We start from the raw sequence: 14,814 nt of genomic DNA on the forward strand, positions 1-14,814 counted from the left end.
TTTTCTTTTGCTTATCATCATGCTGCGAGAGGGGAAATGCGCACGCTTATCCTGTTACTGGTATTCATTGCGGTGGGTTGGGGGAGTTTGCCGTGGATCAAAAAGAATCTGCCGCCTCAGTTCAATCCCTTCACGCCACTTGCAGTTACCGATCCGCCAGGTTGGATGACGCAACTGAAAATGAAGCGGCTAGCGAGTGATCCTGCTGCCTGTCTGGATGTGATGAATCGTGCTCAGCAAGCAGGATTAGTCAGTTTTAGCCAGCGTCCGCCAGTAACGGGCGCATGTCCGCTGGCTAATCCATTGCGCATCCAAAAATTTGGGCCGGTAAATCTTAGCAGCAGTTTTCTGGCGAGCTGTCCGATGGCGGTTGCCAGCACCATATATGTTTTACGCAGTCGCGATCAAATAACAAAACAGCAGCAAAGCCCGCTGGTGCGCATCAGCCACGTTGGCAGTTATGCCTGTAGGAATATTTATCATCGCGCTGAGGGGCGCCTGAGCGAGCATGCCACAGCGGATGCCTGGGATGTTACTGCTTTTCAATTGGCTAATGGACAGCGTCTTGAGGTAGGCAAAAACTGGCAGCAACCCGCAGCGAAGGCGCAAACGCTGCATAGTTTGTGGCAGGAGGGATGTCGGGTATTCGGTAATGCATTGGGGCCAGATTATAACGCTGCGCATGCCAGCCATTTCCATTTAGGTATGCGCGGTGCAGGCTATTGTCGTTGAGCCCGTAGTACGGCATTTAATGCAGTATTAATGTGCCGGATTGATACCGCGCTTTATCAAGAAATGATTGGCTGGCCAGGAAAAAACAAATCCAGTCATCATTGCCAGTTGCAGCATAAACCAGAAGGCATTGAGCTGCGGGTTGATTTGTTGATTTAATACAAATTTCAGGGCCAGTGCCATAAAGATAAATATGCCTGTTTGGTAAATAACCAAAGGAAAGGTTTCGATTCTTAATGCTATTAACAAGGCACGCCATAATGAATTTTTTTCACGCTGTTTAATGGCGAGCACCTGGAAAAATAAGCCGATAAGCAATGAAAGAACCAAAGAAATGATCGCTTCTTGCCATATAACTATCAGAATATTCAAATGATTTAGTAGTGAAATTATAGGTAATGTTATTACGTCGCCAAAAATACAGGCTGCTGCTGGAATAGTGGTTGAGACAAATATTGTCTGCCAGCTGTTATGACGGGCTGCTCTTTGCGGCATTAATAAAGCCAGATTTGCTTGACGAGAGGGTTGACGCCCAAGAAACCACCAAGCCAGCCATCCAATGAACGGCATATAAAGTCCGGTGATTGGCCAAATGATATTCATTACGCGAACCGGGTGAGGATGCTTGAAAATATCCTTAGCAATCATCAACGCCGTGCAAAGACCTAAAACTAAAAAAGGCAATGCCAATTTATCCATCATAATCAACCCCTGAAACAGAAAGTTAAAGTCCAGCAGCGCGGCGCAAACCTGCTCGCTAAGCTGCCCTATGCCGATTGCTGCTGAGGACTGAAGGCGGACAATGGAATAAGCGTAGCTTCAAAGCACGCGGACGGAAATGTCTCAAGCCAGTAAATTCTTTAGGTGTGATGAACAATATTTACCGCTTCGGTTATATTTTGCATACCATTAACTTACTGTATAAAAAATAATTTAGGGGTTGAACCTCTGATTTTTGCCCACAAATAATCATAACCTTTTTGTGTCGAAGGATGACCTCTGCTTTTCAGAGATTGAATTCCTATCGGAAAAATCTTATTCTGATGCAAGGTGGAAGTTTGCGGTGCTTCAACACTTTTTCACCGGTTCACCTTTCATGGTTTTTGGTTGAAGTTTATTTTTGCAACTCTTTGGATTTTTTTTACTTAAATTATTGCGCATTAAGCAATCAATATTTTTGCTCGAATCAATTAATATTTTGTGGTGAAGAATAATGAATAACAAAACGCATCTGCGTGAGAATAACGTTGAGGGAATATGACCACCGAGAATTATTTCGCCTGGCGAGCTGAGGCGGAAAGTCAATTTCAACATTTAACAGCTGCGCCTCAATTGAAGCGGTTATTACAGAGCTATACCGAATCATTGGGATTTGATTGCTTTGCTTTTTTGATTCAACATCCGGTTCCTTTTACCCGGCCGGGCATTCATGTACACAGCACTTATCCCAAATTATGGGTTAAGCAATATGAAAAGCAGAACTACTTTGCTGTAGATCCGGTGTTGCTTTTGTGTCAAAGACCAGGCAGAGGCGTTGAATGGACTGCCGATCTGTTTACTGGCGCGGGCAATCTTTGGAAAGAAGCAGGCGAGTTTGGCTTGCACAGTGGTTTTTCTTGTTCAGCAATGGCACCAAATCGAGCCATTGGTATATTATCTATATCATCGCATCAACCTTTTACCACGCAACAACGGCGCGTCGAGTTGGAAGTGAAACTGCACTTCCTGGCGGAGCTGAGTTTGCGCGTGCTAGAGCGTTTGAATGATGATTCGATGCTGGTCCTGAAGAATGACTTTAGTCAGCGAGAACTGGAAATTTTAAAATGGACCGCCGAAGGAAAAACCTCGGTTGAGATTTCGCTTATTTTATCTATTTCTGAACACACGGTGAATTTTCACCAAAAAAAGATGCAAAAACGTTTCAATGTTTCCAATAAAACGCAGATTGCTTGTTATGCAGCAGCGATCGGACTGATTTAAATAAAAAGCAACTACTAAATCTAGTAGTTCCTCTGACTGAGTCAGTTGTCTACCCTGCGCCGGAGCTTTGCCAGGCTGGCGCAAAGAAATCATTGCAAACATGGGGATGTCAAAGGCGCATGATGAAAATAATTCAAACGCAATTAAAGGATATGCCGTCCTCTTTGCTTGCCGAGTTAGGCAGCTATCGTTACAGCGTTTTTGCACGCGGCGAAGGGTGGTCAATTCCACCTCGTTTAAGTACGCCGGGGCAGGAATATGATCGTTATGATCGATCAGATGTAACCTGGCTACTTGCCTGGAGTGCGCGCGAAGGGATCAGTGGCTGCGCACGTTTAATGCCGTGGTTTGAGCCTGAGCAAAATGAAGGCATTATCTTACCTTTCGAACAAGAAAAAGTATGGGAAATGTCACGTTTCTCAGCCCGGCTGGACGTTGATTCTGAACTGCCGCTCAATATTCTGTGGCACGCTGTGCAGTTGGCTGAGCTAAATGGTATTGAATATATTATTAGCTCGGCAACGCCGATGCTGGAAAAGATGTTTGAGCAGCATCAGGTCGCGTACGAGCCACTGACGCCGGGATTGATTCAGTCAGAAGATAATCTGTTTGCGATTCGCATTCCGGTTATTCAACCTGCGCTGGCGGAAAAGTACCGTGGCACGCGTCGCTTTAGCCCGGAAGAGGTGCTGCCATCGTTGGGTGTTTCGGTTAACTGGCAATCACACGGTTAACGCTTTGCCCCCGTAATGCGGGGGCAATTCAGCTTACTGGCGATAAGCGGTTTTGATCTGCTTAATGGTGTTGCTAAAGACCTCAGCCTGCGGCTTATCGCCCAGCGTTTGGACATAACGTTCCATATTAATAATCACTTTCCCTGCGTCTGCTTGGCCCATTCCTTTCAGAATCAGCGTCACCATCATTTTCAGACAGGCAACTTCATCAGACAGTTTCTGGGTTTCCTGCGAGGTTGAAAAATCTTCGTCGCTCATAAATTCTCCTTGGTGATGTACAACGTGTCGGCAATCTGTCCGCACAGCAGTGCGTGAGTATATCACAGCGTTGATAACCTGATGTCTCGGCGCGTTTTGTTAATCCTTTACCGCTATTCCATCGCGTAAAACAATTCAAAAATGCAGCGAAATGCGTTTTTTTGCCAAGGGAAATTAATAAAGCACAGCGTTTATAATGTTGAAGTGCGTTTATTTTTAATCAATTGAAATATATTGCTTTTTAAATATAACTTTTAAATAAGTTACCTAAGTCACTCTATTAATTGTTGGGATTTGAAATCCCTTGATTTAAATCAGTAAATAGCCTCAATCTTCGGCTTTGTTTATGTGCTTTTAAGTGAAAAGCAGGTATGATTATCTTTCGCAATTGTTGATTACTTCCTCTTTATTTAGCCTGCGGAGTGCCCCTCGTTGATCAGTGTGCTTCTTGTTGATGACCATGAACTGGTTCGCGCCGGTATTCGCCGAATTTTGGAAGATATCAAAGGATTAGTGATTGCAGGTGAAGCGAACTGTGGCGAAGACGCGGTGAAATGGTGCCGCCAGAATCAAGTTGATGTCATTTTAATGGACATGAACATGCCCGGCATTGGTGGCCTGGAAGCGACACGAAAAATTGTGCGCTACAATCCAGAGATCAAAATCATTATGCTGACAATTCATACCGAAAATCCGTTGCCCGCCAAAGTGATGCAGGCAGGCGCAGCAGGTTATCTCAGCAAAGGTGCCGCGCCGCAGGAAGTGGTAAGCGCGATTCGCTCAGTGAACGCCGGCCAGCGCTATATCGCTTCTGACATTGCTCAGCAGATGGCACTGAGCCAAATTGAGCCGCAAAAAACCGAATCACCCTTCAGCTGTTTGTCGGAAAGGGAATTGCAGATTATGCTGATGATCACCAAGGGACAAAAGGTGACGGAAATTTCCGAGCAACTCAATCTCAGTCCTAAAACCGTTAACAGCTACCGCTATCGCATGTTCAGCAAGTTGAATATCAGTGGTGATGTAGAGTTAACGCATCTGGCCATACGACATGGCCTGTTCAATGCGGAGCCGTTAATCAGTAGTGAGTGACGTTTTTAATTCCAAAGCCTTTCTGAGTACGGTGACCAGCAAACCCGGCGTTTATCGCATGTATGATGCGTCGGGAACGGTTATTTATGTGGGCAAAGCCAAAGACCTTAAAAAGCGTCTAACCAGCTATTTTCGGAGTCAGGTAGGCAGCCGCAAAACCGAAGCACTGGTAAGCAATATCCAGCATATCGATGTCACCGTAACCCACACCGAAACCGAAGCGCTGCTGCTAGAGCATAATTACATCAAGCTCTACCAGCCGCGATATAATGTGCTGCTGCGCGATGACAAATCCTATCCCTATATTTTTCTGAGCAGCGATACGCATCCACGTCTGGCTACACATCGCGGCGCTAAACACGCCAAAGGTGAATATTTCGGCCCCTTTCCGAATGGGTATGCCGTGCGCGAAACGCTGGGATTACTGCAAAAAGTGTTCCCGATTCGCCAGTGTGAGAACAGCGTTTACCGCAATCGTTCGCGCCCCTGTCTGCAATATCAAATTGGTCGCTGCCTCGGCCCTTGTGTTGCTGGTTTGGTCAGTGAGGAAGAGTATGCACAGCAAACCGACTATGTACGGCTGTTTCTGGCGGGCAAAGACGACCAGGTGCTTAATCTGCTGGTGAAGCGGATGGAAGAAGCGAGTATTGGGCTGCGTTTTGAGGAAGCAGCTCGCTTGCGCGACCAAATCCAGGCCGTGCGCCGAGTCACTGAAAAGCAATTCGTTTCTAATCAAGGCGATGATCTCGATGTGATAGGCGTTGCATATGATGCTGGCATGGCCTGTTTGCACGTGCTGTTTATTCGTCAGGGCAAAGTATTAGGCAGTCGTAGCTACTTTCCTAAAGTCCCTTCAGGTACGGATTTGGCGGAAGTCGTGCAAACGTTTGTAGGGCAATTTTATCTGCAAGGCAGCGAAGCGCGAACGCTACCGGGTGAAATTCTGCTCGACTTCACTTTGCCAGAGCGCGAGCTGCTGGCGGAGTCGCTAAGTGAGTTAGCTGGACGACGCGTTAACATTCAGAGTAAACCGCGGGGTGATCGTGCGCGCTATCTGAAGTTAGCACGTACCAATGCGGCAACGGCGTTAACCACACGCTTATCGCAGCACTCGACCATTCACCAACGGCTGGCTGCGCTGGCTGAATTCCTTGAACTCGACAAAATTAGTCGCATGGAATGTTTCGACATCAGCCATACCATGGGTGAGCAAACCATTGCTTCTTGCGTGGTCTTTGATCAGAACGGGCCGCTGCGCGCCGATTATCGTCGCTACAATATTAATGACATTACGCCCGGCGATGATTATGCGGCAATGAATCAGGTGCTGCGTCGTCGTTACGGCAAAGCTATCGAAGAAGATAAAATTCCTGACGTAATTTTGATTGATGGTGGCAAAGGGCAACTGTCGCAAGCGAAGCAGGTGTTTGCCGAGCTGGACGTACCGTGGGACAAATCTCGCCCGATTTTATTGGGCGTTGCCAAAGGTAGCGATCGTAAGGCAGGACTGGAAACGCTGTTCTTTGAACCCGAAGGTGAGGGTGTTTCCTTACCGCCAGACGCGCCCGCGCTCCATGTCATTCAGCATATTCGTGACGACGCTCACAATCATGCAATTTCGGGCCACCGTAAGAAAAGGGCGAAAGTGAAGAATACCAGCGCACTTGAAAGCATTGAGGGTGTAGGACCGAAACGGCGTCAGCAACTGCTTAAATACATGGGTGGCTTGCAACCTTTGATGAATGCATCAGTGGAAGAAATCGCCAATGTACCGGGCATATCCTTCGCTTTGGCAGAAAAAATATACTACTCGTTGAAACACTAGCATTGAAACGGGGTGGGCAATGTAGGAACATACGTTAAATTCTACCCATTCCAGACAGTTACCGGCATATGCAATTTAACATACCGACGTGTCTCACCCTGTTTCGAGTCGTCCTCATTCCATTCTTTGTGCTGGCTTTCTATTTGCCTTTTTATTGGGCACCGTTTGCTACCGCTTTGATTTTCATTATTGCTGCCGTCACTGACTGGTTTGACGGTTTTCTTGCCCGTCGCTGGAAGCAGACAACGCGCTTCGGTGCCTTTCTCGATCCGGTAGCCGATAAGGTGATGGTCGCGATGGCGTTGGTGCTGGTGGCTGAATATTTTCATGCCTGGTGGATTACCTTGCCTGCTGCCACGATGATCGCACGCGAAATCATTATTTCTGCGTTACGTGAATGGATGGCAGAAATTGGTAAGCGCAGTAGCGTGGCCGTATCCTGGATCGGAAAAGTCAAAACCACCGCACAAATGTTTTCACTGTTTGCCTTGTTGTGGCGTCCTGACAGTACGGTTGTGGGTGTTGGTGTGGTCGCGTTGTACATCGCAGCCGTGCTAACTTTTTGGTCAATGTTTCAATATTTGAGCGCAGCGCGCGGCGATTTGCTCGAACGGTGATCGATGCGATTTAAAAAGCAGCAAACGGACACGGAGTCAGGATAATTTTATTGACTCATTGCGTCAGGTCAGTAGAATGCATCGCATCGAACGGCAGCCAGTCTGTCAGAAGATAAAGAAAATCAGCAAGTTCTGTGGAGTTGCTGAGATTTGCGGGAATAGCTCAGTTGGTAGAGCACGACCTTGCCAAGGTCGGGGTCGCGAGTTCGAGTCTCGTTTCCCGCTCCAAATTTGCAGTTCAGGGTAACCTGAAAGCACATCAGTTTAAGGCGCGTTGGCAGAGTGGCTATGCAGCGGATTGCAAATCCGTGTACCTCGGTTCGACTCCGGGACGCGCCTCCAGATATACCCTGCCCGGGTGGTGAAATCGGTAGACACAAGGGATTTAAAATCCCTCGGCTTTATGGCTGTGCGGGTTCAAGTCCCGCCCCGGGCACCATTTTCTGAAGTAAAGAAAACCAAATAAAATCAAAGCAATATGCAGTAATGTCGTAACCGCCCAAGGGCGGTTTTTTTGTTTTCTCAAAACCGCCTACCAGCCGGTTCATGTTTTTGAACCATCTGACAGAACACAAGCTGTGTCGAAATGAGAGCCAAACGCTTTCCCATACAGGCTTATTCGTTGGCCTCGGTGTCATGCTCTTTTTGGTGCGGATTATAGATTTTCTCCGTCCCAAGCCGCTTAACGGCGGGTTGCCAGTTACGATGCTGACAATAGTCGCACGGTGTTTCGGGTGCGCTGTCACTCTGTATGACAAATCCACAATTGGCACAAGCAAAACTGCCTTCCACCTTGATACGCTTATTAAAACCCTCATTCTGGTCGGGCAAAAGCCAAAGACCGACACGTGGCTGTTTGTAAAGTAACAGACTTACGCGGCCTGTAGGTTCCAACCATGCCCGCCGTACTTCACCCAGATGTTGAACGCCCAATGAACGCAGCTTTGAGAGCGTTCTGTCACGGGAAAACTCCGCGTGATACAGGTGTTCCAGCGCCAGCCGACCATCCATAACCAGCAGCGTGGCATCTCCCTGCGTAAAGGTTTCGATCTTGTGGGAATAAAAAGAGAGCAATGAAAGCAGGCGAAAACAGCCCAGCAGCGTAAGCAGTAACAGCACTGTGGGTAAAATGCCTTTTTCGGGCGTTTGCAGCGGCGCGCCAATGGCCGCGCCCAGCATAACCATAATTGCCAAATCAACGATGCTCAACTGACCGGCGAACCGGCGGCCCATCAAGCGTAGTACCAGCAATAAAATAAGATAGATAATGACAAAACGCAGCAGTACTTCACCCGCAAAACGCCAGGGCGCTTCACCAATCAGCCATTTATGAAAGACGTTGTTCACTTTCAATCCTCCAGCGAAACGGAAGCAGGTAGCCAGTCTTGTCCATGACAACATCGACAGGGCTGATGGTGCTCTTTTTTACTTTCAGTCAATTTGCCGCAGGAAGCACACACGTAATGATTATCATCCTGCATAGCCGTAATCAGGGCTTGGTCGTAACGGGGAATGATCGCGAGCCCGGGTCGTGGTGTGTCGCTCCACACCAGTGTTAATGAACCGGAAGGTTCAATATAAACCCGGCTAAGCTGGCCGAGATGCTGCACGCCACGGCCACGCAACAGTGAGAAGAGCTTTTCACGTGATAACACTGTACCGCGAAGCGTCTCCAGACGTAGGCGACCATCATCTAACGCCACGCGCTCTGTGCCTGCCAATACACGGTCAAGCTTACGAAAGCGGAGGCTGAGATGACCAAACAGGTGTTGTATCGCGAGCAGACCGCAAATAATCAAAACTGGCGGTAATAACCCGCGTTTGTCATCCAGCAACGGTACGCCCATGGTACCGGCCAGCGTGATCACCGCCGAAAGTTCGATCAGCGTATATTGTGATGCAACGCGACGTCCCAACAGGCGGAGCGTAATAATGATAAGAACAAAGCAAACGAGCGCGCGGATAATCACTTCTATCAAAAAGATCGGGGGATTTTGACCTAAGACGAGACGCGTTATATCTGACAGAAAAATATCAACCTGCTTCATTGACGGACATTCCTCTGGGTTCAGCATGTCGAGATTATTAAGTATAAGCCGTTAAAAGCAGTGACCAGATTGCACTTAAGCGCAAATCTTAGTAAGCCGTATCTATTCAGAAAAAACACAGTAAAAATAATCATTCATGCAGCCAGGGCTCAGTTAATCGCGATCATAAAAGATTCGCAACTTCCGCTAACTGGCTCACAAATGCACTAAAAATTCCTTTTCTATATCTTTTGAAATTTTCATTCTTACTTTATGCTTTCCTCTATCTAATAAGGTCGAAGCGCAAGCGAATAGTTAATCATGAAGAACACGCTACAAGAGACGCAGGGAAAAGTAGTCAAGGCCCGTTTTATTGGCGTAGTCAGCGCGGGCCTGGCTAATCCACATGCCCAAACAATGCTTGATGAGATCACCCGGCAATTGAATGCACGCGGCTACCTGACGCTGCTGCTAAATGCCGACGCACAAGATTGCTACGCAACGCTGCGTCAAAAGGCTGAGCAGTTGCCGGTAGAAGGATGGGTTTACTTGTCCAACCGTTTTGATGATGCCGCGATTCTCGATCATCATGCCGTCTCGTCCATCTATCTTTGCCACACTCAAACCACTTCAGAGAGTATCAGCCCGGATGATTACGCAGCTGGCTTTGCCATCGGAAATTTGCTGCTTGAGCAGCAATATCAACGTTTGGGCTTTATGCAATCGCATAACACTCTCTCAAGCCCTTCAAAGCAGATGCAAGGCTATATTGCCAGCCTGAATGCAGCCGATAAAATGCTTAAAGTGGTACTGACAGCAGAGGGTTATGAGCGCGAACAAGCGTATCAGGCAATGATGACTTACCTGAAAAAGACGCGAGCAGCCGAGCGCATTGAAGCTTTGTACTGTGAAAATGATCTGCTGGCGTTTGGTGCGATGCAGGCAATACGAGATTTTGGCCAAGGCACACATATTGCCATCGTGGGTTGTGGCGATGTTGACGAAGCGCGTTCATCAACCTGGCATTTGACCACCTGGACTCAGCGCGTCGACTTACTGGTTACTGAGGCGCTAAACAGATTGTTGGAACAACGTGCAGATGAGCAGGGTGCATGGCGACAGGGTGAATTGCAGATCAGGCATTCGCACCTGGGAAAAGAAGTGCTGGGAGAAATGACAAAGTGCGGATGTGCCAGCCGCCATTGATCGCTGACAGTTCATCTCCTGAACAACAATGCCAGTGCAAGGATCGCTTCTTTACACTGGCTTTTTGCTATTGAGCTGGCTAAAAGCCGCTCATTCAGGATTGCGGTTGACCCACCGGCCCACTGCCGCCCGGTGCGCCGGTGGGTTGCTGTCCGCTTGGCGGGGGAGGCGGTGCATCTCCACCGTGATGGCGTGGTGCACAAGCTGAAAGTGTGGCGGCAAGACCTAAAGCGGCAATTAAGCATGCTGTACGCTTCATATGATTTTCCCTGTTAAGTGATTTGACGATTAAGTATAGAAAACCTCATCGGAAAACCTGGGTGGCAGGGCAATAAGCGCTGCTGCAAAAGTATGTCGATTTACTACAGGATATTAGAGGTGCCTCTCAACTTTGCACTGTAAATCATGCGTTCCTCCTCACTCAAAGGTATCGTAGCGCCTCATCTTAAAGGAGTCGTTATGAATGGCATTTTGAAGTTCGTCCGGGGCTGGCTGGTTTTTTCGGTGCTGTGGGGCGTGTTCATGTGGTTTATGTCATGGCAGGCGCAAGGCAAAGAAATAGGCATGGCGATTGTGATGAGCTTATATGCAGGCCTGATCTATCAAGCATTGGCTACCATGATCGCACGTTACAAAGCACGCAAGCAGCAAGCTTAATACAGACCTGCTGCAACCTTGCAGCAGGTCTGTGTCATTAACCCAGATTTCCCGTCAGGCGACGATGAAAATCGTTACTGCGATCATCCAGACCTTCAATCGTGACCTGAGTGCCATAACGCTGATAGCGATATTCAATGGCGTCTAATGCTGCCACACTTGAAGCGTCCCATATTTGCGCGTGAGTTAAATCAATCGTGACGTTTTTGGGATCGTGGGCGTAATCGAAGTGTTCAAACAGATCGTTGCTGCTGGCAAAAAACAGCGGGCCACGCACCAGATAGCGTACTGATTCGCCATCTTCACTCAGGCTACGCTGAGCGTGTATAACGTGAGCAATACGACGTGCGAACAGCATGATTGCCACAATCACACCCGCCAGTACGCCCAGCGCCAGGTTTCCTGTCCAGACGGTGACGATAACGGTCAACACCATGACCAATGTTTCTGACCACGGCATCCGTTTTAGGGTCGCTGGTTGCAGGCTATGCCAGTTAACCGTTTTTACCGCCACCACCATCATAATTGCCGCCAGCACCACCATCGGTATTTGCGCCATAATCTGGCTCAACCCAGTGACTAATAGCAACAACACTAAACCAGCGGCAACGGTTGAAACACGGCTACGTGCTTTGCCCAGTTCGACGTTAACGATAGTTTGGCCAATCATCGCGCAACCGGCGATACCGCCATAAAAACCCGCAAAAATATTGGCTACACCCAATGCCCAAGACTCGCGACGCTTACTTGATGGTGTATCGGTGATGTCATCCACCAGCTTCGCCGTCAGCAATGATTCCATTAAACCCACAAAGGCAATACTCAGGGCAGTCGGCCAGATAATTTGTAAGGTTTGCAGGTTGAGCGGCACCATTAAATGATTAAAATCCGGCAATCCAGCGCTCATTGGGCCTTCATCACTGACGTTCGGCACGCGATAACCCATCAGCAGCGCAACGGCGGTCACGACCACAATCGCCACCAGCGGCGACGGCACGCTTTTTAATACGCGTGGCAACAGCAACACAATAGCCAGCGTGGCGGCAAAAAATACCCACACCAACGGCGATTGCCCCCAAACATGCGGCACCTGTGCAAAGAAAATCAGCACGCCCAAGGCATTTACGAACCCCAGCATCACCGAACGCGGAATATAACGCATCATGCGGGACAGCCCTGCAAGGCCAAACAATATTTGTATTATGCCACCCATCACCACCGCCGGCAGAATGTATTCCACGCCGTGCGCATGCACCATTGGGCCAATCACCAGCGCCACCGAACCGGCCGCAGCCGTGACCATCGCCGGTCGGCCACCCAGGATCGATAACGTCAAACAGAGCACCACCGAAGCCACCAAACTGACTTTGGGATCAACGCCCGCAATCACAGAGAAAGAGATCACTTCCGGGATCAGCGCCAGAGCGGTAATAGTGCCAGCCAGGCATTCACGCGTGAGCAGTGCAGGCGAACGTAATACGCGCCCAACACTGAGATCGCTTTCCACAACGCGTGGCGTAGCGACATCATTCGATTTAGTCATAAGTTTGTGCAGGCTCTTTTTAATTTTGCTCTCGCGCGCGAGGCGAGAAAGGTTGGGTAAATCATGAGGCGGTAATGTTACCGGGCAGGGCGGGAAGTTTCCAGCGAAAGCCGTATAGACTCCATCCGTGGAGTCACGATTACACCGACAAATCGTCAGGCGTTTTATGCACGACTAATTCAAGCAGCTGACGATAGATATCGAGCGATGCAACATCTGATTCCAGCTCAAGACGATGAATCAGCTTCGAAATAATGGCTTTGTTGCTGATTGGGGCACCAGCTTGCAAAATCTCAGCCACCACGGCACCCAGAATTTCCATCTCGCTGGCCGGTTTGTTGGCTGCGGCGTTGAAATATTCGGCAATTTCTTTATCGGTTTGAGGTAAAGCATTTTGCATGTGTCAGCCCTTCAAAACAGCCTGAACTTCCGCTTCAGATGTCAGGACAAGAGGAAAAACCCACGCATGGACAGATGCGTAGGAGCCCGATAATTCAAACACACAGTAATTTGCAAAAAAGTAACCTCTGAAGGTGGAAATCCACTGACACCTTCAGAGGCGACGCAAGCGCATCATTCGTTACAGAGTCGTAGACAACTCACGGGGAATAAAGTTATACAAGGAAGTGGGATTTGTAAAATGATGATCTTAATCAAAAAATGCTATTTGTTATTTATCAAATAGTTAATTTTAATTTAATTCGTTAAAACCTGTACAAAATAGCTGTACAGGTGAATAATTTATCAAAAAAGGGACTGAAAAATGCTGCTATTAAACGGTAAGTAGCGTTTTCAGCTAAACAAATTCAGTTTGGCAGTTAATTTACGTAGCACTTTCTTGTCACCCACAATGGCTAAGCCTAAAAGACGCCATTCTGCACCGGGGATGAGACGCATTGCATCACTGAACATTTGGTAATCAGTGGTGGTTTGGCCTTCTTCTGGAAACAGCACCACATCACAATTGAGCTCATCACATTTCATTTGCAGACTGTTTAACTGCTCGATGCTGGCAGCCAGTACCGGAATGCCGACCGGAATTAAACCAGGATAGCGACGCGCATTGGCATCTTCCAGGGCTTCACCAACCATTGTCGGATGGCGCTGTCCCAGCGTTAAGGCCATAACTGCTGCGGCATTGGTGGCTTTTCCTGGCGGTAGATCCGCATTCAAAATCATGACACAACGGGGTTCTTGCATCTTTTTCTCCTTACGTAAAAGCGCATTGTGACAAGGCGCTTAAGCAAGGTCTGGAAGATTTGTGCAAGCCAGTTGATAACGGGAAGGGGTGAGATGACAGGCGCGTTTAAACCAGCGCCCTAAATGGCTTTGATCGGCAAAACCCAGCGCGGCTGCGACATCGACCGGAGGCTGACCTTTTGCCAGTTGTTGGCGCGCCTGACAGAGTCGCCATTGCACCAGCCAGGCGTGTGGCGGCAATCCCCAATGCGCCTGAAAAAGGCGCGAAAGACGAAAACGATCAATATTTAGCGCCTGCGCCATAGTCTGCAAACCGGGGTTTTCAGCGTGATGCGCAATCAACCATTCACGCGCTTGCTGTGCCAGCACCGCATCCTTGTTGATGATTTCGTTTCGATGATGCCACAACGGATGCTGACTAAGCTGGACAAACAGGCGATCCAGCGCGGCATCTTTGATGATTTCTGGATGGTTATGCCACAGCGCTTCAAAAGCGTGCCATACCGCATAGGCAAGTTGTTGATCGTCCCGCAGCGTAGCGGCAAAACTGAGTTCACGCTGTTGCGTTCCCTGTTCAATTAACGGAGACAATTGCTGCTCAACCTGCTGCTGAGAAAGATACAACATGCGATAGGTAAAGCCCTGGGCATTAATGGCATCGCCATCATGCAACTCCTCAGGCTCCAACATAAATACTGTACCGGGTCGGCTTTGATGCTGTTTCCGACGTGAATGAAACTGCTGAACGCCTTGCTCGGTAACGCCAATGAGATAGCTATCATGCCAGTGCGGATCATAAGCATGGCCCGTGAAATGCGCGCGTATTGTTTCAATGCCGCTAAGAGGATCGTGGCGCAAATCAACCCAATTTTGCCTTGCCTGTTTCATATCAATCCTCTTCACAGTGGCGACACCTGGACATTGTGCCGTGGATCACCCATTT

General features: G+C 48.5%; 17 protein-coding genes and 3 tRNA genes. 11 read left to right on the top strand and 9 right to left on the bottom strand.

Annotation, left to right across the window (positions count from 1 at the left end):
• Positions 1 to 36 precede the first annotated feature (36 nt).
• On the top strand, positions 37 to 732 hold the full coding sequence (locus tag ACF2G4_RS02880; protein WP_409075479.1) for an extensin family protein: 696 nt from the start codon (positions 37 to 39) through the stop codon (positions 730 to 732).
• A 27-nt stretch (positions 733 to 759) separates the two neighbouring features.
• Here the strand turns inward: ACF2G4_RS02880 and ACF2G4_RS02885 are convergent, their stop codons facing one another.
• The gene (locus ACF2G4_RS02885; RefSeq protein ID WP_243078203.1) at positions 760 to 1,434 is read right to left on the bottom strand and encodes a DUF4396 domain-containing protein; all 675 of its coding nucleotides are present in this window, start codon (positions 1,432 to 1,434) and stop codon (positions 760 to 762) included.
• Positions 1,435 to 1,989: 555 nt separating this feature from the next.
• Here ACF2G4_RS02885 and sdiA point away from each other — a divergent pair.
• Together sdiA and ACF2G4_RS02895 are read left to right on the top strand one after the other, a co-directional pair.
• Entirely contained in the window at positions 1,990 to 2,712 is a 723-nt protein-coding gene (gene sdiA, locus ACF2G4_RS02890) for a transcriptional regulator SdiA (RefSeq protein WP_243078202.1), read from the top strand.
• A 122-nt stretch (positions 2,713 to 2,834) separates the two neighbouring features.
• The gene (locus ACF2G4_RS02895) at positions 2,835 to 3,446 is read left to right on the top strand and encodes an acyl-homoserine-lactone synthase (protein WP_215848303.1); all 612 of its coding nucleotides are present in this window, start codon (positions 2,835 to 2,837) and stop codon (positions 3,444 to 3,446) included.
• A 33-nt stretch (positions 3,447 to 3,479) separates the two neighbouring features.
• Here ACF2G4_RS02895 and ACF2G4_RS02900 read toward each other — a convergent pair whose 3' ends face one another.
• Positions 3,480 to 3,704, bottom strand: coding sequence for a DUF2594 family protein (locus ACF2G4_RS02900; RefSeq protein ID WP_215847136.1), 225 nt, complete (start codon positions 3,702 to 3,704; stop codon positions 3,480 to 3,482).
• Between the two features lie 432 nt (positions 3,705 to 4,136).
• On the opposite strand from ACF2G4_RS02900, the gene uvrY reads away from it, so the two are divergent.
• The 6 genes from uvrY to ACF2G4_RS02930 all read left to right on the top strand — a co-directional run bounded on the left by uvrY (position 4,137) and on the right by ACF2G4_RS02930 (position 7,677).
• A complete protein-coding gene (gene uvrY / locus ACF2G4_RS02905; RefSeq protein WP_409075480.1) occupies positions 4,137 to 4,796 on the top strand; it encodes a UvrY/SirA/GacA family response regulator transcription factor in 660 nt (219 codons plus the stop codon).
• Positions 4,789 to 6,621, top strand: a complete 1,833-nt coding sequence (uvrC, locus tag ACF2G4_RS02910; protein WP_215847134.1) for an excinuclease ABC subunit UvrC — start codon at positions 4,789 to 4,791, stop codon at positions 6,619 to 6,621. Before uvrY ends, uvrC begins: the two co-directional genes overlap by 8 nt.
• Positions 6,622 to 6,689: 68 nt before the next feature.
• Positions 6,690 to 7,238 carry a CDP-diacylglycerol--glycerol-3-phosphate 3-phosphatidyltransferase gene (gene pgsA, locus ACF2G4_RS02915; RefSeq protein ID WP_243078200.1) on the top strand — a complete coding sequence of 183 codons (549 nt, stop codon included), beginning with the start codon at positions 6,690 to 6,692 and terminating at the stop codon, positions 7,236 to 7,238.
• A 152-nt stretch (positions 7,239 to 7,390) separates the two neighbouring features.
• Positions 7,391 to 7,466 (top strand) — tRNA-Gly (locus tag ACF2G4_RS02920).
• A 40-nt stretch (positions 7,467 to 7,506) separates the two neighbouring features.
• A tRNA-Cys gene (locus ACF2G4_RS02925) sits at positions 7,507 to 7,580 on the top strand.
• Between the two features lie 10 nt (positions 7,581 to 7,590).
• Positions 7,591 to 7,677: transfer RNA gene (locus ACF2G4_RS02930), tRNA-Leu, on the top strand.
• Between the two features lie 176 nt (positions 7,678 to 7,853).
• Here the strand turns inward: ACF2G4_RS02930 and ACF2G4_RS02935 are convergent.
• Both ACF2G4_RS02935 and ACF2G4_RS02940 read right to left on the bottom strand, forming a co-directional pair.
• Positions 7,854 to 8,585 (bottom strand): DUF421 domain-containing protein, encoded by a 732-nt coding sequence (locus ACF2G4_RS02935; RefSeq protein ID WP_409075481.1) that lies wholly within the window; start codon positions 8,583 to 8,585, stop codon positions 7,854 to 7,856.
• Positions 8,586 to 8,587: 2 nt separating this feature from the next.
• A complete protein-coding gene (locus ACF2G4_RS02940; RefSeq protein WP_409075482.1) occupies positions 8,588 to 9,286 on the bottom strand; it encodes a DUF421 domain-containing protein in 699 nt (232 codons plus the stop codon).
• Between the two features lie 300 nt (positions 9,287 to 9,586).
• Between ACF2G4_RS02940 and ACF2G4_RS02945 the strand changes: the two genes are divergently transcribed.
• Positions 9,587 to 10,471 (top strand): substrate-binding domain-containing protein, encoded by an 885-nt coding sequence (locus tag ACF2G4_RS02945; protein WP_409075483.1) that lies wholly within the window; start codon positions 9,587 to 9,589, stop codon positions 10,469 to 10,471.
• A 94-nt stretch (positions 10,472 to 10,565) separates the two neighbouring features.
• Here ACF2G4_RS02945 and ACF2G4_RS02950 read toward each other — a convergent pair whose 3' ends face one another.
• Positions 10,566 to 10,730, bottom strand: coding sequence for a hypothetical protein (locus tag ACF2G4_RS02950; RefSeq protein WP_243078197.1), 165 nt, complete (start codon positions 10,728 to 10,730; stop codon positions 10,566 to 10,568).
• A 146-nt stretch (positions 10,731 to 10,876) separates the two neighbouring features.
• On the opposite strand from ACF2G4_RS02950, the gene ACF2G4_RS02955 reads away from it, so the two are divergent.
• Complete coding sequence (locus ACF2G4_RS02955) at positions 10,877 to 11,128, top strand: DUF6404 family protein (protein WP_256449291.1); 252 nt, start codon at positions 10,877 to 10,879, stop codon at positions 11,126 to 11,128.
• Positions 11,129 to 11,165: 37 nt separating this feature from the next.
• Here ACF2G4_RS02955 and ACF2G4_RS02960 read toward each other — a convergent pair whose 3' ends face one another.
• From ACF2G4_RS02960 to ACF2G4_RS02975, 4 genes are all read right to left on the bottom strand, one after another.
• Positions 11,166 to 12,671, bottom strand: coding sequence for a SulP family inorganic anion transporter (locus ACF2G4_RS02960; protein WP_215847128.1), 1,506 nt, complete (start codon positions 12,669 to 12,671; stop codon positions 11,166 to 11,168).
• A gap of 139 nt (positions 12,672 to 12,810) precedes the next feature.
• Complete coding sequence (locus tag ACF2G4_RS02965; RefSeq protein ID WP_243078195.1) at positions 12,811 to 13,071, bottom strand: biofilm/acid-resistance regulator YmgB/AriR; 261 nt, start codon at positions 13,069 to 13,071, stop codon at positions 12,811 to 12,813.
• 392 nt (positions 13,072 to 13,463) lie between these two features.
• Positions 13,464 to 13,871, bottom strand: a complete 408-nt coding sequence (locus ACF2G4_RS02970) for a DUF2000 domain-containing protein (protein ID WP_243078194.1) — start codon at positions 13,869 to 13,871, stop codon at positions 13,464 to 13,466.
• A gap of 39 nt (positions 13,872 to 13,910) precedes the next feature.
• A complete protein-coding gene (locus tag ACF2G4_RS02975; protein ID WP_409075484.1) occupies positions 13,911 to 14,759 on the bottom strand; it encodes an AraC family transcriptional regulator in 849 nt (282 codons plus the stop codon).
• Between the last annotated feature and the right edge of the window lie 55 nt (positions 14,760 to 14,814).

The sequence above is a fragment of the Pantoea phytostimulans genome (assembly GCF_046118715.1).
GTDB lineage: Bacteria > Pseudomonadota > Gammaproteobacteria > Enterobacterales > Enterobacteriaceae > Pantoea > Pantoea phytostimulans.